At 41.6% G+C, this 26,101-nt stretch carries 27 protein-coding genes; 24 read left to right on the forward strand and 3 right to left on the reverse strand.

Going from position 1 to position 26,101, the window contains the following annotated elements:
• Nucleotides 1-158 precede the first annotated feature (158 nt).
• The 4 genes from ACFSDB_RS14850 to ACFSDB_RS14865 all read left to right on the forward strand — a co-directional run bounded on the left by ACFSDB_RS14850 (nucleotide 159) and on the right by ACFSDB_RS14865 (nucleotide 3,434).
• A complete protein-coding gene (locus tag ACFSDB_RS14850) occupies nucleotides 159-617 on the forward strand; it encodes an SRPBCC family protein (protein ID WP_204890566.1) in 459 nt (152 codons plus the stop codon).
• Between the two features lie 187 nt (nucleotides 618-804).
• A complete protein-coding gene (locus ACFSDB_RS14855) occupies nucleotides 805-1,644 on the forward strand; it encodes a TetR family transcriptional regulator (protein ID WP_204890567.1) in 840 nt (279 codons plus the stop codon).
• A 489-nt stretch (nucleotides 1,645-2,133) separates the two neighbouring features.
• Nucleotides 2,134-2,802: a DUF3885 domain-containing protein gene (locus ACFSDB_RS14860; protein ID WP_204890696.1), complete on the forward strand. Its 669-nt coding sequence runs from the start codon at nucleotides 2,134-2,136 to the stop codon at nucleotides 2,800-2,802.
• 296 nt (nucleotides 2,803-3,098) lie between these two features.
• On the forward strand, nucleotides 3,099-3,434 hold the full coding sequence (locus ACFSDB_RS14865) for a ribonuclease E inhibitor RraB (protein WP_204890568.1): 336 nt from the start codon (nucleotides 3,099-3,101) through the stop codon (nucleotides 3,432-3,434).
• 186 nt (nucleotides 3,435-3,620) lie between these two features.
• Here the strand turns inward: ACFSDB_RS14865 and ACFSDB_RS14870 are convergent, their stop codons facing one another.
• Complete coding sequence (locus ACFSDB_RS14870; RefSeq protein ID WP_204890569.1) at nucleotides 3,621-4,484, reverse strand: RCC1 domain-containing protein; 864 nt, start codon at nucleotides 4,482-4,484, stop codon at nucleotides 3,621-3,623.
• A gap of 1,178 nt (nucleotides 4,485-5,662) precedes the next feature.
• Here ACFSDB_RS14870 and ACFSDB_RS14875 point away from each other — a divergent pair.
• The 4 genes from ACFSDB_RS14875 to ACFSDB_RS14890 all read left to right on the forward strand — a co-directional run bounded on the left by ACFSDB_RS14875 (nucleotide 5,663) and on the right by ACFSDB_RS14890 (nucleotide 9,220).
• Nucleotides 5,663-6,106 (forward strand): hypothetical protein, encoded by a 444-nt coding sequence (locus ACFSDB_RS14875; RefSeq protein WP_204890570.1) that lies wholly within the window; start codon nucleotides 5,663-5,665, stop codon nucleotides 6,104-6,106.
• Between the two features lie 135 nt (nucleotides 6,107-6,241).
• On the forward strand, nucleotides 6,242-7,204 hold the full coding sequence (locus ACFSDB_RS14880) for a helix-turn-helix transcriptional regulator (protein WP_204890571.1): 963 nt from the start codon (nucleotides 6,242-6,244) through the stop codon (nucleotides 7,202-7,204).
• A gap of 74 nt (nucleotides 7,205-7,278) precedes the next feature.
• Nucleotides 7,279-7,911, forward strand: a complete 633-nt coding sequence (locus ACFSDB_RS14885) for a type 1 glutamine amidotransferase family protein (protein ID WP_204890572.1) — start codon at nucleotides 7,279-7,281, stop codon at nucleotides 7,909-7,911.
• A 514-nt stretch (nucleotides 7,912-8,425) separates the two neighbouring features.
• A complete protein-coding gene (locus tag ACFSDB_RS14890) occupies nucleotides 8,426-9,220 on the forward strand; it encodes a phosphotransferase (protein WP_204890573.1) in 795 nt (264 codons plus the stop codon).
• 79 nt (nucleotides 9,221-9,299) lie between these two features.
• On the opposite strand, the gene ACFSDB_RS14895 is transcribed toward ACFSDB_RS14890, so the two are convergent.
• Nucleotides 9,300-9,551, reverse strand: a complete 252-nt coding sequence (locus ACFSDB_RS14895; protein WP_204890574.1) for a hypothetical protein — start codon at nucleotides 9,549-9,551, stop codon at nucleotides 9,300-9,302.
• A gap of 129 nt (nucleotides 9,552-9,680) precedes the next feature.
• Between ACFSDB_RS14895 and ACFSDB_RS14900 the strand changes: the two genes are divergently transcribed.
• The 16 genes from ACFSDB_RS14900 to nhaC all read left to right on the forward strand — a co-directional run bounded on the left by ACFSDB_RS14900 (nucleotide 9,681) and on the right by nhaC (nucleotide 25,271).
• The gene (locus tag ACFSDB_RS14900; RefSeq protein WP_204890575.1) at nucleotides 9,681-10,250 is read left to right on the forward strand and encodes a hypothetical protein; all 570 of its coding nucleotides are present in this window, start codon (nucleotides 9,681-9,683) and stop codon (nucleotides 10,248-10,250) included.
• A 435-nt stretch (nucleotides 10,251-10,685) separates the two neighbouring features.
• Nucleotides 10,686-11,825, forward strand: a complete 1,140-nt coding sequence (locus tag ACFSDB_RS14905; protein WP_204890576.1) for a PstS family phosphate ABC transporter substrate-binding protein — start codon at nucleotides 10,686-10,688, stop codon at nucleotides 11,823-11,825.
• 156 nt (nucleotides 11,826-11,981) lie between these two features.
• Nucleotides 11,982-12,971, forward strand: a complete 990-nt coding sequence (locus tag ACFSDB_RS14910) for a LacI family DNA-binding transcriptional regulator (RefSeq protein WP_204890577.1) — start codon at nucleotides 11,982-11,984, stop codon at nucleotides 12,969-12,971.
• A gap of 256 nt (nucleotides 12,972-13,227) precedes the next feature.
• Entirely contained in the window at nucleotides 13,228-14,697 is a 1,470-nt protein-coding gene (locus tag ACFSDB_RS14915; protein ID WP_204890578.1) for a glycoside hydrolase family 32 protein, read from the forward strand.
• Nucleotides 14,698-14,730: 33 nt separating this feature from the next.
• Entirely contained in the window at nucleotides 14,731-15,699 is a 969-nt protein-coding gene (locus ACFSDB_RS14920; RefSeq protein ID WP_204890579.1) for a carbohydrate kinase family protein, read from the forward strand.
• Between the two features lie 557 nt (nucleotides 15,700-16,256).
• Nucleotides 16,257-16,625: a hypothetical protein gene (locus ACFSDB_RS14925; RefSeq protein ID WP_204890580.1), complete on the forward strand. Its 369-nt coding sequence runs from the start codon at nucleotides 16,257-16,259 to the stop codon at nucleotides 16,623-16,625.
• Between the two features lie 171 nt (nucleotides 16,626-16,796).
• Nucleotides 16,797-17,282: a hypothetical protein gene (locus tag ACFSDB_RS14930; protein ID WP_204890581.1), complete on the forward strand. Its 486-nt coding sequence runs from the start codon at nucleotides 16,797-16,799 to the stop codon at nucleotides 17,280-17,282.
• Nucleotides 17,283-17,399: 117 nt separating this feature from the next.
• Nucleotides 17,400-18,029 carry a hypothetical protein gene (locus ACFSDB_RS14935; protein ID WP_204890582.1) on the forward strand — a complete coding sequence of 210 codons (630 nt, stop codon included), beginning with the start codon at nucleotides 17,400-17,402 and terminating at the stop codon, nucleotides 18,027-18,029.
• A 53-nt stretch (nucleotides 18,030-18,082) separates the two neighbouring features.
• On the forward strand, nucleotides 18,083-18,574 hold the full coding sequence (locus ACFSDB_RS14940) for a WapI family immunity protein (RefSeq protein ID WP_204890583.1): 492 nt from the start codon (nucleotides 18,083-18,085) through the stop codon (nucleotides 18,572-18,574).
• A gap of 259 nt (nucleotides 18,575-18,833) precedes the next feature.
• Nucleotides 18,834-19,181 carry a hypothetical protein gene (locus ACFSDB_RS14945; protein WP_204890584.1) on the forward strand — a complete coding sequence of 116 codons (348 nt, stop codon included), beginning with the start codon at nucleotides 18,834-18,836 and terminating at the stop codon, nucleotides 19,179-19,181.
• A gap of 236 nt (nucleotides 19,182-19,417) precedes the next feature.
• Nucleotides 19,418-19,795 carry a hypothetical protein gene (locus ACFSDB_RS14950; RefSeq protein ID WP_377340468.1) on the forward strand — a complete coding sequence of 126 codons (378 nt, stop codon included), beginning with the start codon at nucleotides 19,418-19,420 and terminating at the stop codon, nucleotides 19,793-19,795.
• A 694-nt stretch (nucleotides 19,796-20,489) separates the two neighbouring features.
• Entirely contained in the window at nucleotides 20,490-21,164 is a 675-nt protein-coding gene (locus tag ACFSDB_RS14955) for a hypothetical protein (RefSeq protein WP_204890585.1), read from the forward strand.
• Between the two features lie 79 nt (nucleotides 21,165-21,243).
• A complete protein-coding gene (locus tag ACFSDB_RS14960) occupies nucleotides 21,244-22,473 on the forward strand; it encodes a DUF3221 domain-containing protein (RefSeq protein ID WP_204890586.1) in 1,230 nt (409 codons plus the stop codon).
• 95 nt (nucleotides 22,474-22,568) lie between these two features.
• Nucleotides 22,569-23,207 (forward strand): pyridoxamine 5'-phosphate oxidase family protein, encoded by a 639-nt coding sequence (locus ACFSDB_RS14965; protein ID WP_204890587.1) that lies wholly within the window; start codon nucleotides 22,569-22,571, stop codon nucleotides 23,205-23,207.
• Between the two features lie 50 nt (nucleotides 23,208-23,257).
• Nucleotides 23,258-23,545 carry a hypothetical protein gene (locus ACFSDB_RS14970; protein ID WP_204890588.1) on the forward strand — a complete coding sequence of 96 codons (288 nt, stop codon included), beginning with the start codon at nucleotides 23,258-23,260 and terminating at the stop codon, nucleotides 23,543-23,545.
• A 340-nt stretch (nucleotides 23,546-23,885) separates the two neighbouring features.
• A complete protein-coding gene (gene nhaC, locus ACFSDB_RS14975) occupies nucleotides 23,886-25,271 on the forward strand; it encodes a Na+/H+ antiporter NhaC (protein ID WP_204890589.1) in 1,386 nt (461 codons plus the stop codon).
• Between the two features lie 25 nt (nucleotides 25,272-25,296).
• Here the strand turns inward: nhaC and ACFSDB_RS14980 are convergent, their stop codons facing one another.
• Complete coding sequence (locus ACFSDB_RS14980; protein ID WP_204890590.1) at nucleotides 25,297-26,046, reverse strand: alpha/beta fold hydrolase; 750 nt, start codon at nucleotides 26,044-26,046, stop codon at nucleotides 25,297-25,299.
• Nucleotides 26,047-26,101 lie beyond the last annotated feature (55 nt).

The following is a 26,101-nucleotide window of genomic DNA, read 5'->3' on the forward strand; positions in this document are numbered from 1 at the left end:
TATATAGTGTAGTTTATTTCGTTGAGTAAAAATGAATGTTAATATAGTAGTCAATCTATACAATAAATCAAAGCCCACGGAATTTAATAATTTAGTCCAAAAACCTTTGAGTTGAGAGACTTTAAAGATAAAGAAGATAGTTAGGAGGAATTTCACTTATGCCGATTATTATGCATGAAATTTATATCCAAGCTCCAATCAGAGTTTGTTTCGATCTTGCCAGAAATGTTGATATACATACCGAAACTACTGCTAAGACAAAGGAACGAGCTATTGCAGGAGTAACAACAGGGTTAATGGAAGAAGGAGACAGCGTAACTTGGGAAGCTATTCATTTTGGTGTGAAGCAAAAGCTCACTGCTAGAATTATCGAAATGGAGAAACCCTATCGATTCACAGATGAGATGGTGAAAGGGGCATTCCATTCTTTTACCCATACGCATGAATTTATCGAAAAAGACTGCGGAACAATCATGAAAGACAGATTTGTTTATCGTTCACCTCTAGGCCTTTTCGGGAAAATAGCGGACAAGTTATTTTTAGAAAAATATATGAGACAATTTATTGTGGACCGGGCAATTGAACTAAAGAAAATAGCGGAATATAAGAAGAAGTAGAGTATACATATCAAAACTTATAGCAAGGAAAAGAACTCTTCCTAAAGTTACTTCTTATTTAGTTCTCAGAAGGGTTCTTTTGCGAACGATGCTCTATCCAGTATTATCTGGATTTCATTACGCAGCGTTAATATATGAGGGAATAGATGCATGAACGCATCGCGTATAAGAGTTAGGAGGAGTTTTATTGAACCACAAATTGGCAAAAGAAATCATTTATTCGACCTGTTCTCATGGAAGAGAATTTACAGAAATCATTGATGCGGATTGGAAAGAATCGTATGGGTTTGCCGTCATAATCAGAGAAAGTAAAAAATCCATAATTCAGTTGAATGGTGTGGAGGTGGATATTCCCTTTACCCCATACAGCTTATCACGTATCAGATGGATTGATCGCCAGACATTTTTAGTTTCTACATTCGAAAATGAAGAAGACGAAAGTAATCTCTTTATTGTCGATTTAAACGAAGGACTGATGCATGCATTTCAAGGAGGAGAGGGCATCCAAGATATAGTTGTGGGGAAGGAAGGCATTTGGATCAGTTATTTTGACGAAGGGGTTTTTGGAAGTGGAATTTCCACTGAAGGACTCGTCCTTTTTGATGTTACCGGAAAAGTCCTCTTCAGGTACCTTTCCGATTTAAAGGATAGACCCGATATATCCGATTGTTATGCGCTCTGTAAAGGAAATGGGGCGACGATCTGGTTATTCCCTTATACTGATTTCCCACTGGTTCAAGCAAACCCAGAGACACGGACTGCCCGTTCCTTTCCTATTCCTGAAATCCTGCATGGCTCTAACGCCCTTAGTGTTAGAGGGAATGATGCTTACTTTTTTGACCCGTATCATTCAAATCAAAAATTGTACCATTTGGAATTAGATACACAGAAACCGTTGCTTCTAGGGACGCTTCCCGGAAGATTGAGAGGGCTGGACCCATCAGGAAAGTATCACTTCATCTCCATTACGGAACAGGAAGTATTACTTTATCGAGTAATAGATAAGGACAAGTATCATTGTTTATAAATTGTCATTCTGTTTGTAGTTGAATGTAATAAAAGTGCAGTTAAGTTACATTTAGAAAGCTATGGAGATAGAAGGTTGAATCTACAAGGATGGTATGAGGTTATAAATAATGCTATATGAAATATTATTATCTGCATTTCTTTTATTTATAGGGATTTCTGGTCTTGTCTCTGCTTACAAAATGAATAGGAAAAGCCAAGAAAAAGCGAGAAAAGATCCTTATTCGGCAATTTTTTCGTTACTTCCGCTAGTGTTTGCAAAACTTCTTCTCTTTATTCTAAGTTTACTACCAATAGCTATTGTAATTGGCATGTGGTTGCAAAAGTATAATGTGATTAAATAGGTTTACTAATCAAACTAAATTAGCTTAAAGAAAATTCAAGAACTTTTAAGCCTAGTTGAATTATCAGTAGTTCCGAATGTAACTTATTGTGAATTAAGTTACATTCAGTTTTAAGAAATTTTTTCAAAAGAGGAGCATATAAATTGGTGAAGCTACAAGAATATTTGCATACTACTTTTCCTGGACTGGTTCTAAAACCAAGCCTTTATCTTCAATGGAAAACAGGCATTCATTTCGAACTGGGACTAGGAATTTATCAGTTTGAAGAAGGGGATAAACTGAATCTGCAACGGTTTGAAAATGCATACAAGCAAACCTTGGCAATCTTTAATGACCTTTTTTCTGAAGAGGATGAATTGGTTTTAGTAACGAATGTCTACCACCTAAAAAATTCCAACAGAAGAACAAAGCCGTTCAAGGTATATAAAAAAGGCGTCAAAAATAAAAATTTGACCTTACAACTAAAGCTGAACACACTGCCCTATGTTTTTGATGAGGAAGAAGAAGCAGACGACTATTATACTGCGCAATATCATTTGAAATGCAGGAAACATGATTTACGTTACCATCAGCTGATCCAGGCTGCCTGTAACGAAGATTTCCCCTTGAAGCCTAAATTCAGAAGAGAAAAGGGGATGTATTATCCTGATACTTTTTTCATCAACCTCACCAAGAATGTGATTTTCTTTATTTACGATGATCGAGGCTGTGAAGTGATTGCAGCTGATAAAGAGACATTGCGCCCGTTGTATGAAAAATACTCTGAGTGGCTCTATGAATATAACCGTGAAGATATGAAACAGTTGTTTGCATAACCAGTTAGGTTCAGGAAAATAATACGCTATTACTTTTATCTGAATGTAACTTATGTCTAATTAAGTTACATTCAGTTCCCTGATTCTACTGACTTCACTAGAAAATCATTACGAACTATTTTCATTAGAAAAAATGATACATTCAGAATGCGGTTCTGTAAGGTTTTGAAGCTTGAATCATAAATGATCTAGGGTTAGATACCCGAACTTTATGAAATTATGTAAGATTAGGGGGAGGTTCGAAAGTTAGGTAGAGATGAAGAACAACTCTATATTAAAACAAGGAGGAGAAAAATTTGAATTTGTTCTCGGAAAAATTTCCAAATGATGAAGATGGACAAGCGTTAAAAATGCTTTATAAAGAAGGTATTGATTTTAAAACGCCTCAACATGTTGAGTTTTTTGTGGCTGTTCCCAACAAAAAGAATGGCGAGTCCATTCTGAAAACATTAAGAAGCAGCGGATTTAATTGCGAAATCGAGCAAGATGAAGAATCTGAAGAATGGACTTGTTATTGCATAGTAGAGATGCTTCTAATTCATGAAGATATTATTAAAATACAGAAACAACTGAATGAGGTATGCAAACCTTATAACGGGTATTTAGACGGCTGGGGTGTAATGAGCAATTGATCTATTATTTTCTTCGCTATAAAAAGTTGAATTTAAATTGAAGAAATTAAAATGAAGTTTTTTCAAGTTTACATATCATGAATTTATAGGAAGGGAAGAAGTATTAGGTTTTGGCTTCTTTCCTTCCTTTTGTTTAAATATCCCTTAAATTTGTATATAAAAGAAATGGGCGCTGCCACCCTTAGTTCATTGGTTGTCGAGAAGCTTAATTTTGTGCCAATCGCTAACATTACATTGGCCATACCTATTGTCCCCTGCAGCAACGACCGTACCGTCTGATTTAAGTCCGATGGTATGGCTACAGCCTGCAGCTATGGCGACTATATCGGACCATTCAGCAACATTGCACTGACCATATTCATTCCAACCAGTCGCAACTACCTTCCCATTAGATTGAAGACCAACGGTGTGTCTACTGCCTGCTGCTATCGCTAGTACATCTTGCCAATCGCTGACCTTACATTGCGCAAGTTTATTATCACCCACAGCTGTCACTGTACTATCTGCTGCTAGACTAACGGTGTGAAGATAACCTGCATCTATCGCTATAACGTTACGCCATCCACTTACATCACATTGACCTTTGCTATTATTCCCGGCAGCTATTACTGTCCCGTCCGATTTAAGACCGATGGTGTGCCAATCTCCCGCAGCTACCGACTTAATATCATACCAGTCAATAACATTGCATTGACCTTCATTATTTCGTCCAACAGTAACCAACGTGCCATCCGATTTAAGCCCAATAGTAAAACGCCAACCTGCAGCTACCGCTACAATACTTCGCCAGTCATTTACCTCACATTGACCATTATCATTCCATCCCACTGCTGTTGCGGTGCCATCCGATCGTAGCCCTACTGTATGGGCATTTCCCGTGTTTATTGCCATATGAACACTGCCGGCAGTGACTGCCACGATATTGTGCCAGTCATTGACATCACATTGACCATATTTATTATCACCTACAGCTATCACGGTGCCACCTGATCGAAGTCCGACAGTATGACGGCGACCCGCCGATATTGAATCTTTCTGTTGCCGTTTCATTTTAATCCTCTTCTCTTCAAAATATAGTTATCTGTAGTTTTTGATGGCAAGAGTCGTTTAGTCTAGGCTGTTAAATTGCTTAAGTAATATATATTTTTAACTATATTCTTGTATCCATATTAATACTTGTCAGGATTAGTGGTTAGCCTCATAGCAAAAAAACAGGAAAAACTGAGCTAATCATTACGGGCGTTTCTTCCTTCGTCAATATAAATGTACTTTTACGAATGCATTAGTATTATTTTTTATAAATATTGAACTAGTTTTAAAGTGTATTTGAAGGTCATAGAGAAATAAAAAAGAAGCAGTAGAGTCAAAAAAGTTTTATTGCCATATAAAATGGAGTGTCGAAAAAGATAGGTTGCTAGATGTTACAAAAAAGATGTTTAAATTATATAAAAGGGGGTTATCTAAATCTAGTTTATATATGAGGGACCATTAGAAGCTGTCAGAATACAGAGGGAGAGAAGAGGCGAATATTATCCATCTTCTCTTCCTTTTAGTTTGTATAAGTATACTTTGACGAATGGATTTATTCCCAAAATTATCTAGCAACTATATTAAGTTCAAAGTATATTTAGAGTAAGAGTTTCAATTCTATTCAGGAGATTTAAAAAGAATAAAGTCTCTGCAAAGTTCAAGTGGAAATTGTGGGCCAAAGACTGTGAAGCGAATGTTACTTAAGTACAGTTAAGTTTCATTCAAGACTAGGAAACATTACTTTATGCAGAAGGAGGAATTTAAATGGATTTCTTTACTATGTTGTTTGGCTTTTTGCCAATATTAATTCTCACATTTATACTTAGGTGGATTCGCCAATTGAAAATTAACAGTGAAACTCAAATCGAGCAGAATAAAGAAATAATTTCACTTCTTCAAAAAAACAAAGTCTAAGTTCATATTTAAAAATTCATTTGTTTTTATTTAGTTAAGAGCATCATGAATTTTAAGTATAAAGGTAAGTTAATGATAATTAAGTTACATAAAGATTACTGATAATTTTGAGTTGCTCAGAAATACGGAAATGCCAAGATACCTAGAATAAGATCCATGTAATTCCTTGATTTTACTGGTTTCGCCTTTTCCTTTGCCGCACTCGGTTTACTTTAAGCAAGCATTCTTTAGTGATTTATTCTTGACGAATTTCGTTCATGCCAACAGAACCAGGAGGTAACTTGTTGAAAAAATATGGTGTTGGGCTGTTCTTATCCCTCGTTGTTTTGCTTCTTCTCTTTATTGTAAATGCGCAAATTTACCTCAATGTGATGCTCTTGAATACGCCGATTATCCTCTTAAGCCTCCATGTCATCGTCTATAAACACCTTATGCCGGAAAAGCGGTATGGCGCTTATTTCTTTTTTGTGCTGGTAGTGGGAGCGTCGATTTTCTTTTCGTTGCCAGAATTCACTCATCAGCAAGCCCAAGAGGAGATCTTGGACGCCTATGGCCAAGACCTGAAGTTGACCGAACAAGACAACTTGCCTCTCGATCGGGAAGATTCCTGGAACCCCTTCGCGCCAAGATGGGGCTATGCTTTTGTGGGAACCGTGCCATCAAGCCAGGAGCACATCTCCTTTCTCTTTATTCCGGACACTGGAAGGATCCTCGAAATTGCCCCTTGAGAAATTTTTCATCCATGCTAAGTAGTTTCGTAAAGATAGATTAAAAGAAGTCATATTTAAAAGAAGTAGACTCTTCTACAGATCAATTGAATTTAGTACATAAACAAAAAGAATTACATATAAAGGTGGAATCATATGCCAAAGATCGACAATATGCTGGCGATCCTCTGGATGCTTCGTTCAGGTGAAAAAATTACGGCGAAGCAAATTTCAGAAAAGCTGGAGATGAATATTAGGACGGTATATCGGTACATCGATACAATTTCAACAAGTGGCGTCCCCATCGTTTCAGAACCGGGCCATAATGGGGGTTACACGTTATTGAACAATTTTATAAAGGCTCCTCTTTTTTTTGATTTCGAAGAGCAGACTTCCCTTTTTCACGCGGCTGTATTTGCAGAAGAAGCGGGATATTATGGAGGGGAAGCCCTAAATAGGGCCATTTCAAAATTAAGCAATCACGCCAATCAGGAGCAGAAAACAAAGGTCAACCAACATGTCACGAACCTTGAAGTAATCAGCCGGAGCGGTTCGATTTCTGCAGAACCGTTTTTGAAGGAATTGGAGCAAGCTTTAGTTGCCGGGCACACCATAAGAGTTGTTTACCAAAAAAGCGGCGAAACCCATTCAGTTGATCGATTGATCAATCCGTACAGAATACTTTATTGGAATCAGAAATGGTATATGATCGGATTTTGCCATTTGAGGAACGATATCCGCAGCTTTAGGGTGGATCGGATTGAAAGTCTGCTGCTGACTGAGAACAATTTTATCCGGCCAGAAAATTTTTCGGCACGCGACTTTTTCATAAAAAATCTTCTGCCGACGATGGAAGAGCAAGCAGGGGTTATTCCGTTGGTTCTTAGCGGGAGTAAAAACGTATTGGATGATGTGTGCCGACATTGGTTTTTAGGACATTATCTCGAAGAACGGACTCCAACTCAAGCCGTCTTTCTTCTTGAAGAAGATGTGATCCATACGTATGTCCCTTATTTGCTTTTGCCGTACAATAAATCCGTTAAAGTGATTGAGCCAATCAGTCTTAAGAATAGAATTGTCGAAGTTCTAGTAGATTTAATTAAATTTCATGAAGTATGATGACTTCCCTGACACTAGTTGTCAGGGAAGTCATTTTATAATTGCTTTATTAAATGTGATTGGAGTGTCAATGGATGCAAACAAAAAAAGTGTATCTTTATGTATTTAATACCATGTCGGATTGGGAATATGGTCATTTAATTGCTGAACTAAACTCAGGAAGATATTTCAAAAAAGGGGCAGCCCCTATAAAGGTCATTACCGTAGGAGCGAACCAAGAGATGATTACGACGATGGGAGGGCTGCACTTAAAACCGGATTTTTCACTCAACGAATGCATGCTTGAGAGGAATGATCTTTTGATTTTGCCTGGAGGAACTACTTGGAATGAAAAGATTCATCAACCTGTCTTGGAACGGGTGGGCGAAGCTTTAAAGCATGGCGTCATTGTTGCTGCCATTTGCGGTGCAATTGAGGCTCTTGCGAATAGGGGATACTTAGATACTAGAAGGCATACAAGCAATAACTTGGAGTATACCAAAATGGTCTGCCCTGACTATAAAGGGGAAGGTTTTTATGAGTTGAAATCTGCGGTATCGGATGGGAATCTAATTACGGCATCCGGAATAGCGCCGCTGGAATTTGCGGTGGAAGTATTGAGGGAATTGGATCTAGTTTCACCAGATGCATTGAATTCATGGTATAGCTTAAATAAGACACATGAACCCGAATACTTCTTCCAGTTAATGAATTCACTAAACAAATGAAGGAGCTGAAAAGCCCAATTTCTCTATTTTGATTTACAGAGAAGCTGGGCTTTTTAATTTGAGAATTTTCTACGGCTGCATTTTTCTGAAGCGGCCTCAGGACCGGCAAAGATAAAAAGGGATTCTCCCTGTACTTAGACGAACGGTTTTCGTTTTCACAAACTGTGAACCATTTATGGAGATTATTGCTATTATGAAGTTAGAAAAAGAAACGGAATTTATTAGGGAAGGAGAACTCCAATGCGTGAACAGAGCAGAATCAATAAAAGTGCTTGGGAACATCGTGCATATGAATTTTGGAATAAGCGGGACGGTTCGCCGGAAGAAAAGGCAAAAGAAATCATAAATAATCCGAGGGCGAATTAAAAAAGCATCAAACCTATTTAGAAGAACTAGACGGGATGAAGGTGGCAAATGTTTGCGGATCGAATGGAAGAAAAGCTGTTTCGTTGTCTTTATTGGATACCGAGGTAACGGTTTTCGATATTTCAGGAGAATAAGGAGGGAAAACAGGATGTCCGATCATAAAGATGAAGAAAAATTGCCAGGTGGAAATGTTTCGAATGTCTTTCGCAGAGGAAACACTGTACGCCGTGACTTAAAGACGGACAGTTATAAAATTCATGGGTTGTTGAAGCATTTGGAAACCAAAGGTTTTACTCAGGCACCCCAATTTCTAGGGATAGATGAAGACGGAAGAGAAATTTTAACGTACATAGAAGGGGAAGCCGGTAATTATCCGGTTAAAGAATATATGTGGTCAAACGACGCTTTGAAAGAAATAGCGAAAATACTTCGCCAATACCACGATGCAGTAAGCGATTTTTCATTTAATGACACCTGGCCATCGTTAGATAATACGCCATCGAACCATGAAGTGTTATGCCATAATGATTTTGCCATCTACAACCTTATATTTAAAGATAAGACACCAATAGCTATCATTGATTTCGATCATGCGGGTCCCGGTCCTAGGCTATGGGATATAGCATACGCCCTATACACATGTATTCCCTTAAGTAGATATAATCTGTCGACATCAGCCGAGGAAGTAGTTTGCTATGACGCTGCCCAAGATGCGGACCGAATAAAAGAGCGGATTAATATATTCTTTGAGGCTTATGGCAAAGAAGTTGAAGAAGATTTTCTGGAGATGGTCGTGCTTCGACTGGAAGGGTTGTGCAAGACGATCGTAAGAAAAGCGCAGGAAGGGGAGCCGGCTTTCCAAAAAATGCTGGAGAAAGGACACGTGGACCATTATCAAAATGAAATGAAATTCATTCTTGAAAATGGCCATGATTGGATTTAGGGAGCATTGAAAAGGTCATTTTTATCCTTTTAGATGTGTTCCTCCTCCATTGGATAGGAGGTGCCGCGCACTATTCGTATTACGGAACTTTTTTAAGCTTTTTGATCAACCAATCAATGGCGCAGCCATAAGCGAACGCCAGCAGAAAATGAAGAGGCAAGAGAAAAAACAGCGAGTCCATAGCCGCCGGCAATAAGGAACGGATCAATCCGAATAAAGGATCTATCGCTGTATATACAAGCGACTTCGCTGGCTGTGCATACAGTTCAAAAAATATCAGCAAAAAACTGAAAAACGGCAGCAAAAAAGCGAATTTGGAAAAGAGCTTCATGCTCAACCTCCTTTAACGTATTGTTAATGGAATAAGAAATAGAGCTTCTATAGTGCATTAAAAAATGCTATCTATAAAGTAATTATAAGCTTTTGAAATTCATACTACATTTAAAAAGGAGAGAATAACTTGAAGCTACAGTCAATTTTCAATCAGCTGCTCGGAATGAAGAGGAACATGGGTGATGAAATTCGGCAATTGATCTATGACAGGGATAACTTCGCTAAATTAATTACAGATGCAAAATTATCGAAGCTATCAATCGATCTTTTCGAAATCGAGGATGAGCACATGTTGTCATTCATTGTGTTTGCTGAAAAAAGTCAATTCAACAACTGGGTAGAAGCTTATTCTGCCTTATTTAAAAGATATTTGTATGCAATGGAAGATTGGGACATTTGGATAGAAGCGCGTGAAACAGATGAAGAATGGACAGCAGCAATGAAAAATATATGGATTCATGAATACTTCTTCAAGTGGCACCGACTAGTCTTCGAACCAGCTCATATTGAGCGGCTGGTTTCAAGTGTCAAAGGGGAATTTATCGCTTTGAACAAACCAAGCCCAAAGATTGAACAGTTTACACGAAGCTTAACCAATGTTGAAGCCATATTGATTAGAAAAGGATCCGTATACGACCATTTCTTCGGGGAATCGGATGGTCATTATTTCATCTATGACTGGGGAATCTACGATTAATTTTTTCAAAAACTATGGATGTGAAAATTATTTATGCTGGTTTTTACGAAGGGGAGAAGCGGTTGAAAATCGCTTCCCTCCTTTTTCATTATTTACATGCCTTTCTTGAAACATCTCTAAGAATGAAAAGTTTTCGAATACAAATTCGACAATTATACAGAGATGATTTTCTCCCGATAAATACAAATATTTAAATCCTTTTTATTTCCTTCCAGTGCTACTATAGATTAGACGGTCTTTTAGAGGAATAAATTAACGGAGTGAAGAAGACTTATTATTCATTAACTTAATCTTTATTCCTGAAATGTAGGTTGTTACGACACGCTCCTTAGTTGGCAGAGCAGACGAATGTAAGTTTTATAAGAAGAACTAATTATGAAAACTGAAAATGAAAGATTACGGTACCTTATAAGAAGTACTAATGGAGGATATAAGATGAATGGGTTCGATAAAGTAATAGCTGTTTTTCTAATAATCGCTGGAATGATTTTTGTGTTTTTTGGCGGAGCATTACATATCTTAAATACGGGCAATACGCACTTAATGGGCCTCTTTGGGGCAATCATCCTTTCACTGATCATCCTCTTGGTTTTTATCGTCGGAAACGGAAACGGGAAAAAAACGATTGTTTGGATCTCGTTGGTATTGGCAGGAGGAGCAGCCTTTGCCGTACCCCATTACTACAAGGAAAGTTTCGAGAAAGTGAGCGATTCGGAAGTGGATCTCTTTGCTTATGAGCCATTCAAGGAAAGCGAGAAACTGGCTAGGCTGGATGGGGAGGCTTCTTTCCGAATCGAAGGAGAGTTGCCGATTCTGGATGGCGCAACGGCTCTATATCCATTATTCTCGGCATTCGCCGAAGCCACCTATCCGGAAGGGGTCTACGAACCATATAGCGGCCCGGTTGCCACCACGACGACGCCTTCTGCCTATAGCCGGCTCATTAAAGGAAACGCCGATATAATTTTTGCAGCAGAGCCTTCCAGCGGCCAAATGGCTGCGGCAAAGGCAGCTGGCGTTGAACTCCAGTTAACGCCGATCGGACGAGAAGCATTCGTGTTTTTCGTCAATTCCCGAAATCCGATAAATGATTTATCCAGTGAGGAGATCCGGGGAATCTATTCAGGACAGTTTGGAAATTGGCAGGATCTCGGCGGAAAAGACGATGAAATCCGAGCCTTCCAACGCCCTGAAGACAGCGGCAGCCAGACCATGTTCATTAAATTCATGGGCGATACAGAAATCCAACAACCTGAAACGGAAGAAGTGGCGGAAGGCATGGGCGGCATCATCGAGGAAGTGGCAAGCTATCGGAACTACAAGAATGCCATCGGCTATACGTTCCGTTTCTATTCCACCGAGATGGTCCGCAACGACAAGATCAAGTTGCTGTCCATTGACGGCATTGAACCAAGCATCGAAAATATCCGTTCTGGTGAATACCCGCTGACTTCAGAGTTTTACGCTATCACCGCCGGGACGGATAACCCGAATGTGCAACCGTTCATCGATTGGATCCTTTCAGAAGAAGGGCAGAAGTTAGTGGAAGAAACAGGCTTTGTGCCGGTGCAGTAGAAAAGTGAGCTTTTAGAATAACCGATTCCGAAGCAATACATGTATTCAGATAAACTAATTAAAAGATTTTCCGAACAAGTCAAGATTTAAAAACGCGCTGTTCGCTACTTCTTGTATATACTGAAGACAAATAAGTATCTATATGGAGCTGGTGAAATGAATACAATTGAGGATATAGCCCGGTTGGCAGGTGTAGCAAAAAGTACGGTTTCTCGCTATCTTAACGGCGGGTCGATCAGTGAATCCACTAGAAAGAAAATCGAGCGGATTATCAATGAAACAGGGTACGCCCCCAATAGCTTTGCTCAAAGCCTGAAGGCGAAGAAACCGAACATTATCGGGACGATTGTTCCCCGCCTCGATTCTTTTGCTACATCGCAGATTTTGATGGGGATTGACGAGCAGTTGAGGGAGCAAAATTACCAAATGCTGATTTCGAATACCAGCCAAGTTGTAGAGCGCGAAGTTGAAAGTGTTTATAGTTTATCCAATCAAAAAGTGGCAGGAATCCTATTATTGGCGACTGAAATTACAAATGCACATCTAAAGGCGTTCTCGGAAACGGAATTGCCTGTCATCCTGATTGGGCAGCAACATGAAAAAGTCTATAGTTATGTCCATAACGACGATGCTGCTGCTTTTGAGCTGGGAAAATATGTATTGGCACATGGACATCGGAAAATTGCCTATTTGGGGGTTACGGAGAAAGATATCGCTGTCGGAGTAAAGCGGAAGGAAGGGTTCAAACGGGCGATCCGTGCTCAGGGAGACTGTGAAGTCAGGTTTTACGAAACAACATTTCAAATGGAAGATGCAATTGAAATCACTTCCACAATCATCGACAGCTTTAATCCTTCCATCATCGTATGTGCAACAGATAATATTGCGATGGGTGCGTTAAAGGCAGCACACCTAAAAGGGATCCCTGTTCCTTCCGGGTTGTCGATTACCGGATTTGGCGGATATGCAATGACCAATATCGTGCATCCGGGGATGACTACAGTTAAATTCGAGTATGAAGAAGCGGGGCGACAAGCAGCTGAGGGCTTGATAACGTTATTGAACGGCGGCGAAATCCCCCTTAAAAACATTTCAGACTACCGGATTATTGAAAGGGGCACCGTTGACAATAAAATGACAAAGTAATATAATTAAAGTATGAAAGCGGATACATTTTCAGTAAAATGGAACCGGTTTCATAGGTAATTAGAATCAATTTATTATACAGGAAATGCTTAACGATTGGAGTTACGTTTTAGCATTAATCACATATGCGTCGAAAATAAGAAGGGGGAGTTCTAAAGCAAATTATGGAACCGGTTCCGGAACGGAATGGCGAGGGGAAACTGTGTTCATCCAAAGGTGGGAAATTTTGCTTTTCTTAAAAGGAGCATAATTTGAAATGGAATTACTACGGGAGAAAAAATACATCCGTATCGACCAAGTCAGCCAGAAAGACATAGATATGCTGATTTTAAAGGTCAATAGCTGTTCTTGGCGGCAAACGTTTCATATTCAACCGGTTTCCGGGCTGCTGAATGATCCGAATGGCTTTTGCTTTTACAACGGGGAATACCATCTGTTTTATCAATGGCATCCGCTGGGTCCAGTCCATGGCTTGAAATACTGGTACCACACCAAATCCACAGATTTGGTGAACTGGGAGAATGTCGGAATCGCCATTCAACCGGACGATTATTTTGATAGCCATGGCGCCTATTCAGGAAGTGCTGTTGAGCATGACGGGAAAATCTATTTGCTTTACACCGGAAATACACGGGACGAGAATTTCGAGAGACATCCACACCAATGTATCGCCATTATGGATGCCCAGGAAAAAATCACGAAACTGGAAAAATCAGTCCTTGATAATGTTCCGGCTGGTTATACCGAGCATTTCCGCGATCCGAAAGTATGGAAAGAGGGAGACCGTTTTTACGCGGTAATCGGCGCACAAAGAACGGATAAAACCGGAGGCGTTTGTTTGTTAAGCTCACCCAACTTATTGGATTGGAAATTTGAAGGAGAACTAGACACGGAGTTGGATTCCTTCGGGTTTATGTGGGAATGCCCGGATTATTTCGAAATCGAAAATCAAGGAGTCTTGGTTTTCTCTCCACAAGGGTTGGAACCTGAAGGAGATCTTTATCAAAATATTTACCAAGCAGGTTATGTGATGGGCAAGAAAATCGATCTGCAGCGAAAAGAATTGGTGCATGGAAATTTCATCGAACTTGACAGAGGCTTCGACTTTTATGCTCCCCATACAATGGTGGATCCGACCGGCAGACGACTTATGGTCGGCTGGATGGGCTTGCCTGAAATCGAGTATCCGAGCGATATCAATGGATGGGCGCATTGTTTGACTCTCCCACGTGAATTGTCGGTCAAGGATGGAAAACTGAACCAAAAACCTGTTCCCGAACTTCAGGCGCTCCGGAAAGAGAAAGGCGAAGTGGCGGATCGCATTAAAGATGAAAAGAAATTGTACGATGGATTTGCCGGCGTCACTTACGAACTTGAGTGTGAGTTTGAACCAGGCGATGCCTTGGAGTACGGAATTGAGTTCCGGGCCGGCGAAGATGAAAAAACGGTCATCAAGTATGATGCCGTGCAAGGGAAGATCATCTTGGACCGCACGCTATCGGGTGAAATGATCGGAAGCGCATATGGAACAGAAAGAAAATGCCGAATCGAAGGGAATGTCTACAAACTCCATATGTTCGTCGATTCTTCATCTGTAGAGATTTTTGTGAACGATGGCGAAGAAGTATTCACTTCCCGGATTTTCCCGGATCGAAAAAGCAACGAAATCCGCTTTTTTGCAACAGGCGGTTCAGTGGCGTTTAAAGCGGTGAAGTGGGACTATTAAAAAGAGAAATGTTCCGAGAGGGAGATGGGCTTATTGGGTAGTTTAATTTCTATCGGCGAACTATTAATAGACTTTATTCCGCACCAAAAAGGAATCGCATTGAAAGACGTCGTTTCCTTTACGCGCGTCGCTGGCGGCGCTCCTGCAAATGTTGCTGCGGCAGTTGCGAAATTTGGCGGAGGGGCTTCACTGATCACTAAATTAGGGGAAGATGCTTTTGGTGATTTTCTTTTGGAGCAGCTTGAAAAGTCCGGCGTAGGGACAGACAAGGTCTTACGGACAAAAGAGGCAAAGACCGGCCTTGCGTTTGTTTCCTTGCGTGAAGATGGGGAACGCGACTTTTCTTTCTACCGCAATCCTTCTGCCGATCTCTTGCTTGAAGATACTGAAATAGACGCCGACTGGTTCAAACAGGGGGACATCTTGCATTTTTGTTCGGTGGATCTGGTTGAAAGCCCGATGAAAAAAGCCCATGTGAAAGCGATCCAGGCAGCCAAAATGCGCGGCGGGATCATCAGCTTTGATCCGAATGTGCGCCTGCCGCTTTGGGATGATCCGCAGGAATGCCGGAAGGCGATACTGGAATTTATTCCGATGGCGCATCTTGTTAAAGTCTCCGATGAAGAACTGGAGTTTATTACCGGGATTGCGGAAGTGCAAAAAGCAATCGCGTCTTTATTTGTTGGTGACGTCAAGATTGTGGTGCTGACAAAAGGCGCAAGCGGTGCTGAGCTCTACGTCGAGAATAGTAAATATTCATCCAGGGGATATGCTGTGAAAGTGGAGAATACAACGGGTGCAGGCGATGCGTTCATCGGGGCTTTCTTGTATCAGCTATTGGATAAGGGTGCTGATCAAGATAATTTAGCGGCATTGGCAAGCGAGCATCAGCAAGAAATGCTGGCATTTGCAAACGCTACGGGAGCGCTGACTACTACTGGGCAAGGGGCGATTTCTTCTCTTCCGACGAAAGAACAGGTTTTGCAGTTGATGAGGGAATAAAATTTTTCTGCAGGTTTTAAATTTAGGAGTGCTTGTCGAAAAACTACTTTTGAAAGAGTAGGAACCAAATAGGTGTAAGAAGGTCCTGTCCAATAGGGCTGCTGTCCATTGCGGCGGACGCTTTCCGCGAGCTTGCGCCGAACTAACAAAGAACTTGTGCTCCTGCGCAAGCTCGTCGCAAATGCTTGCCCTCGCGAGCTTCGGTCAAGCATTGACTCGCGTCCGAGTGGATTTCGGCACTTCGTCGCTACGCTGCCCCGCTGGAGTCGCCGCCTCCATTCCCATCAGCCGATATAGAATAAGAAAAAGGCCAGAGGAGAAAAAGCATTGCTTTTTCTCCTCTGGCCTTTCGTATTGGGCTTTTTAGCCAGCCCCTTTTTCCTATAGGAACACTTTCTGAATAAACTTCATTTCCAAATTTAACTAGCTATCCGACCCATCTCTGAGTATATTAAGAAGACAAGTAGCAAGAATTAATTTGGTAAGGCTAGAGAAAAAGAAAAGTTGAATTATATACATTTCACTGAAGAAACCGTCTGAAGAGGAGGGGGAAGTTAGTGGGATTAAGCGGACGAAAAATTGAAGAACAACTGTTGGCAACAGGTTACATTGATTCAGAACTAAAGGAATTGCATTACGATCATAGCAAACACTTAGTAACAATGAAATATTGGGGCAAAAGCGACGAAGAGGCAGAAGAAAGGGAATACACAATTTTTTTCAAGGAATGTTTCTTGGCGAACTTCAATACGTGGTTGAAAGGTGTTGAAGGAGCGATCCCCAATTCTCCCAGCGAACAAGCATTTTTCATTCAGGACATATCAATCGGGGAAATCGAAGTGAATGGCGTCCAATTATACGAATGCAAAATGATTATTCCAATGATGGATTGCCAAATCACCTGTAAATCGATTGCAATAAATTAATAGACAGTGAATCTACTCTTTACGAACAAAATACAAGTTGACTTCACCCAATAAATGTTGAAGTGATAGGATGATTTAGCAGTCATATAATTTTTTTGTAATTAGAAGAACTTAACCTATTATTGGTCTGTTTTCACGAAATAAAAACCGAATCTGGAGTGAATATAAAGAATGAACTCTGTACGGATAACAAAATATGATCCCCAAAACAGGGATGCAAATGGGCACTATACCTTAGTTGATGAATGGACCAGCATATCCGATGTCGGAAAGTCATTTCAAGGAAAGATTTTAACGATGGAACAATACCTGGCTATAGAAGGAAAGTACATTCAAGCTGTGGAAATGCTCCTGCAAAAAAACGGGAGCAGCGATATTGCTATTGTGGATTTAGAAAATCATACAGATGAAACAGCAATGGACTTGTCAGAAGGAAAAACGATTTCCCATAACTTGGTGTCGGATTTGGTCAAACTGATCCTCAGGGAAAAGGTTTGGGGGAGACTCGTTGCCAACAATCAGTTTGAAATACATTTTGGTTATGATTACTATATGTATTTTGTTGGAGAAAGCTTGACGGATGACATCATAGAAGAACTTCGAATAATCAACGGCTTGTATGTAGAAGAAGTACGTTCTCCGTATCTTGAAGAATGAGATGAGGGAACTTTGGCGGAGTTAGGGTAATACTGCGTTAACAAACTTGCAGCCCTTCTATTAGTGGGAAAGTGCAGTTAATCCCTACAGGAATTAATGCAATGGAGATGAACATAAATGGATTATGATTTTTACACCAACCCGGAAAATTGGACGGATGGATTCTATGAACTTTCAATTGAATATCACCCTTTTGGTAATGACCAAAGGGTGAACGAGGCACTCTTTGCTTTGGAGAAGAGTCGGTTCTTCAGCGGGTTTTGGGAAGAGAAAAAGGATTACCAGAAGCGTTCTATTTCGCTGCCGATACATATTGAAGAAGAAAGTGTTAAGTCATATTACGGCACCCTAATTCTTTTCGAATCAACGAATGAGGAGCTCCCTTGTATGATTTCGGTCATTAGGATAGAAGGTGAGTCGGACTGGTTAGACATTTCAATTCCACAAGCTGCCTTTGAAAAAGTGTTTTCTTGCCGCTATCCACTGACAACTGAGCTAAATCCTTGGTTAGAGGAAATTAATGATGTATTTGCACGACTTGCAGAGGCCATCTACCTTAAATCCCCTTTTGATTTTGCGATGGTCGGCGATGAAATTTCAGGCGAAGCCAATCAAGAAGAACTTACTCTTGAGTTAATGAAAAATAAAATCTATATGACCTGTATACTACCGACTCCATTGCTGAACCGGCTAGGACTCAATGGAAAAGGAACAGCACTGTCAAACGAACTTAGGAAGTTTGGGTAAGTTTTTTAACGACATCAAAGCCTGAAAAGAAACGATAGGAATGAGCGAAGAGAATGGCGAAACTGTATATTTTAGGCACAGACACGAAAATTGAAATTGAAGTATTGGAAAGATGCTTTCCTGAAGCCATCGGATCATGGGAAGGGGATTGGGTGAAGACCGCAATTAGGGTCCAAATTCCCGGTTTTTCTGCTGATTTTCATGCAGATTTAAGAACAGATGAATTTAGAGAGTTTCGTAATCAATTAGTTTACATGAATAAAAACTTAGAGGGAACAGCCACATTGGTTTCAATCGAGAATGTAATCCAAGCCAATGCAATGATGAATCCGCAAGGAGGAATTTTTTGGAACGTGACCACTCGTTATCCAGTTAGTAGCGGAGCTGTCCTTGATTTTGAATTTGGTTCAGATCAGAGTTATCTTCATCAATTAATCAAGGAGCTGGAAGAGGTACTGGTTGAGTTCCCTGTTCTTGAACGCCAGGCTGATATTAGAAGCCAATTGAATAGTGTTTATCGAAAAATACGTGGTTCTGAAAAATAATAAAGAGTATAGAAGATGGAAATTCATGCTCTCTAACTTCGCATTGGAATAAATGTCCGACGGGAATAATTCAACATTAAAAAGTCACAGCAATTAAAAGCGCAAAATATCGCGAAAGTTCGACAGCAGCAAAGAGAACAGTATATCAATAAGGAGAGAGGAAGAAATGTCGAAAAAGAATAAGAAAAAAAGAAGAAAATGAAGAAGGGAAAAAAGGTATATGAAGATTTTGATCCGCATTTTTTAAAAAAATGCAAAAATGGAAATCAAAGTTAATAGAGACGGAGTTTCATTTGTCGGAAATGCGGAAGTGTACTTGTCACTCTCCAGGTTCTTCACCTACCTGGCAGAGGTTCATACGTCAATTAGAGAGGAGTCTCCACAACCGGAAGAAACAAATACTGTACGAGGATATGGAGCTTACCATTTCAAGGACTACGTGACTGAAGAAAAAATTCAGCAAGGGGATTACATCTTCAGGTCCGAACCCAGTAGCAATTTAGAATCCGAAGATCATGAACAAGACGTGTTATTTTGGTTATCAGATGTAACGGGTCCTGATTTTTGGCTGGAAGATGAAGCCGCCGAGGAAAAAGAAAAGAAATAGAATATAAACGTTAAGTTTGAACGGAAAGACAATCACTTCAAGAGCTGCCACTTCCGCTACTCAAGTATTTCTATTCAAAGATGTCGCTCTTTTTTAATTTGAATTTTAGTATTATGGTCCGCTGAAGACGAATACCTTCAGACAAAACACTGAATTTTGATCGATCTCATTTTTTCAAAATAGAATAGAAGATTAAATTCAGGTTTAATGTGGTTAGCATATATGAAGCTATAAAGGTGGAAGGTGACGATATGAGGCGTTTAAAAAAGTTTTTCCATAAAAAGTTCTTTGAAAAATACAATCAATTTGCAGAGCAATTGGGTTACCCGGATTGGAACATTGCTTTTGATAATACTTTTGGTATTTTTGAAATGGAAGGGGATACTTGGTACTCCGCGACGCAGCTTCCTGATAAGAAATGGGCGGTATGGAATGACGACGAGGCAGAACCTCCTTATGCATTTGAAGTATTTACGTCTTGGGAGGATGCCATTGAAAAACTTCGGGAATTGTTTGAGGAAAGTGGATTACCGGAAGAACATTGGCGGCCAGAAGGATTTGATGAAGGAGAAGATTCTTTTCGGAATGACCCTGATAGAGCGAAAATGCTGTAGTTCATAAAAAATGAATGTAGCTTGCTAGTAATTAAATTGCGTTCTAATCAAAGGGAAAAATAGAAAAAGGTGAATAATAATGTTAATAGATATTGGTACATAGGGTACCTGGGAGATTTTGAAGTCAATGCTTTGGAGAATAAGATATAGTTTTCTTTCGAAAGATCAGAAAATCGAATTTAATTTAAGCCAACTTCAAAAAAAGTATTGGTTTGAACAACTTGTTTCAGAGTATCCATCAGTTGTTAAACTAATTAAGAATGATAGCGAACTAAAAGTATATTTAACTTCTACAAGGAAACTGAAAAAAGTGTTAATAATTCAGAAGAACGTAAAAAATTTAAGGAAATGATCAATCAAAAATTATAATAAGTATTAATGATCAGTCGAAAAAAGAACTTGTCTATGCGATTTTATAGCTGGGAACTTTAAAGAAACAAGTTTATAAAAGATGGCTTTTTAATAGTTGATTGAATTAAAAGAGAGTGAAGATGCTGCACCAAGCGCATCTTCACTCTCTTTTTACAGGAAACTATTCTCTTATAACCTAAAACCTATATATTAATTTCTTAGCCATTTAACTTTGGATTTAACACAGTTTTCTATAGAGGAATATTCAAACAATTTATGTTTTAACTGGTTTTATTTGGTATATTGAGTATGAGGTGTATAGGCGAGTTTATGGGGGTTAATCATGAAAAATATAATTAAAGGGTTATGCATAGTTGTCTTAATAGGTGGGTTAGCAGCATGCAGAAACATTCCGGCAGATCCGATGAATCCGGTTGCGAAGAACCAGGCACAGAATGAAGATTCAGCAGAGCAAGCACTGGGCGGCAAAAAAGAAAATAGCGAGAATGAAACAACCAAATCTGCAGAAAATGTTGCAGGCGGGATAGCGCTTGAGATTCCAGGGAGAGAAGATTTGAAAACCCTTGTGTCTGAAACGGAATTTATTCTCGTAGTGGATATGGCAAGCGATTTCGAAGTTGTCAGAACGCCGATTTCCGGCGAGAAGTCGGTTTATATGATAGATCACGAATACCAAGTAACGATACAAGAAATACCCAAAAGCCCGGATCACATGCAGCTTCAAGCGGGAGATACGATTAGCTTGTTTGTGCCCGTTGGGATGCAGCAGCGATTAAAGGGAGAGGAAGCGGGCGAAATCATTCCGCTATTCGATGCCTTGCCGGAATTCAACGAAGGAGAATACCTTCTCTTTTTGGCGCAATTTCCAAACGATTCTCCACATGTCAAAAAGTTCGCACCCAGCAATATGAACCATATCTACAGAGGAGTTGGCGATGAATATCGGAACATCGTCTCTGATTCCATTCCAGTGATCAAAAAAGATGCTTCTTTTTAACGCTGAGAATGTCAAATGAGTTATAGGGCTGCTCGTATAGGAGCGGGTAGAAATCGAATTATAAAAGGTGGCGCTAATGATGAAAAAGATCCTTATAGTACCCGGCATGCTGTTCTTGTTGGCTGCATGCGGTACGGAAGATCTTCCAGCCTCGAATGAACAGGTCGAAGGGCCGGCAGCAAGCAGCGAGAAAGACGAAAAAGCGGCAAACGGCCGGGAGATTCTCATCACGCTCGAGCAGACCGCAGACCCAGTAAAGCGGAACGAAGCGGCTGCAGCTGTGAAGGAATCGCGCGACTTTAAAGAAGGGGTTATGGGCGAACCGACGGAAGAGCTTGCAGAGGACATGGCGGTTCAAGGGATTGAGGCCCCGGCAGTTTATAGCGCAATAGAAACGGTCTACGGTGGCGATGCTGAATTTGAGAAAATCGGCGAAATCTTTTTCGAGAACAAGTCGACGGGTGATAGCCGATCCGGCATCTGGGTGGGAATTAAGGACCCGGATGAGCGAGTTGATGAACTCGCTGGCATTTTGCAGAAGCAGATCGACGCCGGTGAGATATTGGCAGAACCGATTCATATATTCAGGATCGCCCATACGCGTACCGATTTAAATGACTTGATGTATCAGGCGGCCAAGAAAGTGAAACCGATGGCTGAAGCTCACTCGAACCCCGACGCTGTTTCGTATTCCATTTCGGCGGATACCATTACGGGCGCAATTGAAATCGGCCATAACTTCCTGACCGAAAGCCAAATTGAAGAACTGAAAAAGGCGTTTCCAGATAGGGATGTGATCATCGAACAGGAAGGAAAGATGGTTCCGGTTGAAGGCGAACCGACCGTCAAATATCCTGACTCTCTTGTGACATCAAAACCTTCTAAAGAAGGCTCTTATATTGTAAGCCTGCAAGAGGAACGCTTTCTTGCGGTTGAAGCTGAACCTAAAGACTTTGGTGGCAGCGGTGGGCAACATGAATACTATTCAGCAATCCATTTTGCATTCAAAGATGCCAAGAAGCTGCTGGAAGTCGGCCAGCGAGTTGAAATAGAGGCGGCTGGCAGTATTCAAGAGTCTTATCCGGGCCAAGGGCGGGCTGTATTCGTGGAAATTCTGCCGGCGTATCAGCCGGAAGGCGCAGATTTGACGGAAGCGGAAGCAGTGAAGCTGGCACTTGAAGGCCTTGATTCCAAACAGTTTAACTTTCCAGCTATCCGATCCGTCACTTATAATGGCGAACAGGATAGATGGACTGTGGAGATTGTAGCAGATGATCAGGAAACCGAAAAAACAGTCGAAGACAAATAAAGGTGACGTGAATGATTTTTTTCGATACAGGAAATGTTAAAGTAAAAACAAACAACAGCACGACAAGAAAAAAGAAATGAGAGGGATGTGGTGCAGTGATAACCGAACCAACTTTTCCGAATACGATTCAAACCATCGAGGAGCTGCTGGAATTCACGGGGAAGCCGAGTGAACTTGTGAATAATAAAGTCATTTCCTACTTGGATGAACATTGCAGAGCCTTTATCGTAAAATCACCGTTTTTGATGATATCGACTTCTGATGCCTCGGGGTTTTGCGACGTCTCGCCACGGGGCGATGCGGCCGGTTTTGTCCATGTGATGAACGATCGCCAGTTGATCATACCTGAACGGCCCGGCAATAAGCGGATGGATTCCCTGCAGAATATCCTTTCAAATCCGAATATCGGATTGCTGTTTCTGATTCCAGGGCTTGGGGAAACATTGCGCATCAACGGCAAAGCCAGCGTGGTGCGCGACCTGGAATTGTTGGAGAAGATGGCTGTGAACGGCAAACGCCCGCTCCTTGGCATCGGCGTGGATGTGGAGGAATGCTTCATTCATTGCGCAAAGGCGTTCCGGCGGTCGGAACTGTGGAATCCGGAGACGTGGATGGACCAGGAGGAACTGCCAAAAGGGGCGAAAATCTTGGCGGCACATGCGAAGCTGCCGAATGTGGATGAAGCCGCAGTCGGAAAACTCCTGGAGAAGAGCTACCGGGAAAAACTGTATTAAGCGCGTGTGTTACGATATCCATAAAAAGATTCAGAAAGGGAATGACATAAATGCAGGAAATCACTCGTAAGGAAGAAAGCGAGCTGCCAGTATTCCGGAGCCACGAAGAAGCAATCCGCTTCTTTGAAGAGAAATACGGAGAGAAATTCGTCTTTGAAGAGTCTTCCGATGGAGAGGAAGGAATCCGCTTCTATTACCGGTTGATCATCGATGAGGATGCCTACATAAAAGGTTCAGCGGATTTGAATTCTACCGGTTATATAGGGCTGGAATTCAAGAAAAGCTATCAGCCGATTCAAATCAAAGAGGATGGCAGTGTACTTATCGACCATTCTTAAGATTTTGCAACTGGATGCTAAACGTGCTTGACATGCCTCCAGAACATGCTAAGATAAAAAACAATTACATAAGCAACAAAAGAAAAGTTGAATGATGATCGAGTAGGCTCATTGCGCGCAGCAAGCAGAGACTGGATGTTAGGTGGAAGTCCAGGCAGCAATCGAGGTGAATTACACCATCTGTATTTTCGACGGTCAATGAAGTGGAGATTCCTGCGGATAGCGGAATGTCAAATTGGGTGGTAACGCGGAGAAAACCTTCGTCCCTTTGTTAAGGGATGCTTGGTTTTCTTTTTTTTTGCGTTTATTTATAGATAGAAGAATGTAGGAGGAATCGGGAATGTTTGGAATAAAAGCAGTAATTACACCAAGTTTTAAAGAAGCAGTGGCATTGGTCGCAATTGTGGTTGCGGTCATCAGTGTCAGCATCATCAGGTTTGAAGCCCCTCCGCATTTGCCGATTTTGGTATCGATCTTATTATTGATTTGCTACGGGCTAGTGAAGAAAGTGACGTACCGCGAACTTGAACGCGGTTTGGTCGAAGGTGCAGGAGCGGGGATGAGTGCGGTTTTCCTGTTCTTCTTCATTGGCATTCTAATCAGCAGCTGGATGATGAGCGGAACCATTCCGACATTGATCTACGCAGGTTTTACGCTAGTCACGCCGTTATTCTTTTACGCCATCGTCTTTATCATCACCTCAATCATCGGGATTTCCATCGGCAGTTCGCTGACAACGGTTGCGACCGTCGGAGTGGCGTTCATCGGCATTGCCGGCGCACTGGATCTTTCTTTAGCAGTAACGGCAGGCGCAATTGTCTCCGGCGCATTTTTCGGGGACAAAATGTCGCCGCTATCGGACACGACCAATCTGGCTTCTTCGATCGTGGGCGTCGATTTGTTTGAACACATCCGCAACATGGGCTGGACGACCGTACCGGCATTCATTTTGACATTGATTTTCTTCGGGTTTATGTCGCCTTCCATTACGCTGGAAAATACCTCGGATATTGCGGTCTTTAAAGAAGGGATGCTCGAAACCGGATCCATCCATTGGTACACCATGATCCCATTGATCGTCTTGATCGTTTTGACGCTTGTGAAGACGCCAGCATTAATGACACTTGCGGCAAGTTCAATTGCTGCCATACTCTTATCTTTATTGCACCAAAGCTATAGCGTAACCGAAGTGCTCAGCATTCTGTTCGGCGGCTATGTTTCATCGACCGGCATTGCGGAAATCGATGCGCTTCTTTCAAGAGGCGGCATGGAAAGCATGTTCTTTACGATCGGTTTGGTGCTGTTGGCTCTCAGCATGGGCGGTTTGCTGTTCAAGCTGGGAATCGTCCAATGCCTGCTCATGAAAATCGAGAGCTTGTTGAAAAAGGCCTCTTCTTTGATTGCCGCTTCTGCTTTGACAGCGATCGGCATCAACATCCTGATCGGGGAACAGTACTTGTCGATCCTGCTGACAGGACAAGCTTTTCAAGGGCAGTACGAAAAGTTGGGGCTGCACGGAAAGAATTTGAGCCGCGTCATGGAAGATGCCGGAACGGTGGTCAATCCGCTGGTTCCATGGAGCGTCTGCGGCATCTTTATCACCTCGGTATTGGGCGTATCCACTTTGGAATACTTGCCTTTCGCTTTCTTCTGTTTATTGTCGCCACTGCTAACAGTCATATTCGGCATGAGCGGGAAAACGTTGACCTACGTAAACAAAGCTTAACGGCTTGGCATGGGAGCGGCGTGGATCAGCTCTTTAGCCGGTATTGATCCAGCCACTCTTTCAGAAGTGAATTAAAGAGCTGCGCATTCTGCACCGGCCAATCGTGCTGCGCGCCAGGTATGATCTTTCCAGCAGCATTCGGTAGGATCTGCGGCACAACTTCCACCGATTCCCGGATGCGGGCCGATTCCTTTTCGCCTGCTACAATAAAACAGGGCGCTGTGATCACCTTATAAGAAGCATCCAGATGAAACCGCATTATTTCGTTCCAGATAGCTTCATAGGTCTCAGGAGTAAGCAGCTGATAATTCGAGATGAAATCTGCGGTTTTATGCCGGGGCAACCGGAAATGCCTTTCAGCTAAGTCTTCGAGGTACCGTTCATTGCGGAGCCCCCGCTGAACCCATCGGGACTGGAGCTTTAGCAAAAAACGATACGGGATGGGTTTGACAGTGATGCCGGTAATCCATATGCTGAGGATGTTTTCAGGGTAGTGCTTTGCCAGTTCCAAGGCGACATGGCCGCCCAATGAGATTCCTACGACATGGACCCTGCGGCCATGGATCACGTGCCGGGCAATCCCTTTGGCGGTATCCGCTAAGCTAACCCATAGGGTCGAAACACTTTCCCCGTGCCCCGGGAGGTCCACCAGGATTGCTTGATGATCCTGAAAGGCCGCTTCCTGTTGCCACCACATCCAGCGGCTTGCCCCCAACCCGTGGATGAAGAGAATCGGCTCGCTTCCTCTGATCTCGGTTTCCTGGAAATCGATCATGCAAAGCCCTCCCATTGAATTTACATCCGTTGCAAAAAGCACTGATTCCCGATCG

This window comes from Planococcus chinensis (assembly GCF_042681545.1).
In the GTDB taxonomy this organism is placed as follows: domain Bacteria; phylum Bacillota; class Bacilli; order Bacillales_A; family Planococcaceae; genus Planococcus; species Planococcus chinensis.

What these genes read in the sequence shown, in the direction of transcription:
- ACFSDB_RS14895 (WP_204890574.1), bottom strand. Translation starts at nt 9,551, where the DNA reads ATGAAGCTCTTTTCCAAATTCGCTTTTTTGCTGCCGTTTTTCAGTTTT.
- ACFSDB_RS14930 (WP_204890581.1), top strand. Translation starts at nt 16,797, where the DNA reads ATGAACTCTGTACGGATAACAAAATATGATCCCCAAAACAGGGATGCA.
- nhaC (WP_204890589.1), top strand. Translation starts at nt 23,886, where the DNA reads ATGTTTGGAATAAAAGCAGTAATTACACCAAGTTTTAAAGAAGCAGTG.
- ACFSDB_RS14955 (WP_204890585.1), top strand. Translation starts at nt 20,490, where the DNA reads ATGAAAAATATAATTAAAGGGTTATGCATAGTTGTCTTAATAGGTGGG.
- ACFSDB_RS14935 (WP_204890582.1), top strand. Translation starts at nt 17,400, where the DNA reads ATGGATTATGATTTTTACACCAACCCGGAAAATTGGACGGATGGATTC.
- ACFSDB_RS14885 (WP_204890572.1), top strand. Translation starts at nt 7,279, where the DNA reads ATGCAAACAAAAAAAGTGTATCTTTATGTATTTAATACCATGTCGGAT.
- ACFSDB_RS14940 (WP_204890583.1), top strand. Translation starts at nt 18,083, where the DNA reads ATGGCGAAACTGTATATTTTAGGCACAGACACGAAAATTGAAATTGAA.
- ACFSDB_RS14880 (WP_204890571.1), top strand. Translation starts at nt 6,242, where the DNA reads ATGCCAAAGATCGACAATATGCTGGCGATCCTCTGGATGCTTCGTTCA.
- ACFSDB_RS14960 (WP_204890586.1), top strand. Translation starts at nt 21,244, where the DNA reads ATGAAAAAGATCCTTATAGTACCCGGCATGCTGTTCTTGTTGGCTGCA.
- ACFSDB_RS14970 (WP_204890588.1), top strand. Translation starts at nt 23,258, where the DNA reads ATGCAGGAAATCACTCGTAAGGAAGAAAGCGAGCTGCCAGTATTCCGG.
- ACFSDB_RS14905 (WP_204890576.1), top strand. Translation starts at nt 10,686, where the DNA reads ATGAATGGGTTCGATAAAGTAATAGCTGTTTTTCTAATAATCGCTGGA.
- ACFSDB_RS14870 (WP_204890569.1), bottom strand. Translation starts at nt 4,484, where the DNA reads ATGAAACGGCAACAGAAAGATTCAATATCGGCGGGTCGCCGTCATACT.
- ACFSDB_RS14980 (WP_204890590.1), bottom strand. Translation starts at nt 26,046, where the DNA reads ATGATCGATTTCCAGGAAACCGAGATCAGAGGAAGCGAGCCGATTCTC.
- ACFSDB_RS14915 (WP_204890578.1), top strand. Translation starts at nt 13,228, where the DNA reads ATGGAATTACTACGGGAGAAAAAATACATCCGTATCGACCAAGTCAGC.
- ACFSDB_RS14890 (WP_204890573.1), top strand. Translation starts at nt 8,426, where the DNA reads ATGTCCGATCATAAAGATGAAGAAAAATTGCCAGGTGGAAATGTTTCG.
- ACFSDB_RS14910 (WP_204890577.1), top strand. Translation starts at nt 11,982, where the DNA reads ATGAATACAATTGAGGATATAGCCCGGTTGGCAGGTGTAGCAAAAAGT.
- ACFSDB_RS14850 (WP_204890566.1), top strand. Translation starts at nt 159, where the DNA reads ATGCCGATTATTATGCATGAAATTTATATCCAAGCTCCAATCAGAGTT.
- ACFSDB_RS14945 (WP_204890584.1), top strand. Translation starts at nt 18,834, where the DNA reads ATGGAAATCAAAGTTAATAGAGACGGAGTTTCATTTGTCGGAAATGCG.